This is a genomic window from Paraburkholderia sediminicola, from assembly GCF_046026895.1.
In the GTDB taxonomy this organism is placed as follows: Bacteria; Pseudomonadota; Gammaproteobacteria; order Burkholderiales; family Burkholderiaceae; genus Paraburkholderia; species Paraburkholderia sediminicola_C.
This window is the reverse complement of sequence record NZ_JAQQEU010000290.1, coordinates 1-457: the sequence shown is the minus strand read 5'-3', so window position 1 is coordinate 457 and position 457 is coordinate 1. Positions and strand designations below refer to the sequence as shown.

Here is a 457-nt window from a genome sequence, read left to right as displayed (position 1 = left end):
TTGCGGCCGGCATCTATTGCAAGGATCCGATCGAGCGACTTGCGACGCACATCGTGAAATGGACGGCTGCACCTTCGAGATCAAGTCCAGTCGTTTTCGCTGGACCGATAAGCCGGGCGGCCCCATCACATACATTGGCGACAAGGCCGAGTTCCAGAACGACTTCGGCGCCTATACGCCGGTGATTTACCAATGCGACGTTGCCGCTGATGGCAAGACAGTTCTCGCCGTCAGGGCGACCGCAGGCAGATTGCCGCCCTGACGACGACGCCCGGATCCAACCAGAGAATCGAATCATCCCGCTCGATCGTACATATCCGTTTGTCATCGTTCACTGTTGCGAACGAAAAGCTGATGAAGATCCAGATTAGTTATCGACTTGAGTCGGCGACGCCGCAGTCCGTGTTCCACGACGACGCGACGGGTGCAGACGGAGCGCGAAGGTCCGTTTTCTGAT

1 pseudogene is annotated in these 457 nt (G+C 57.3%); it reads left to right on the top strand.

Going from position 1 to position 457, the window contains the following annotated elements:
* Positions 1–262: pseudogene (locus PQR02_RS40815) on the top strand (hypothetical protein); the annotation flags it as partial.
* Between the last annotated feature and the right edge of the window lie 195 nt (positions 263–457).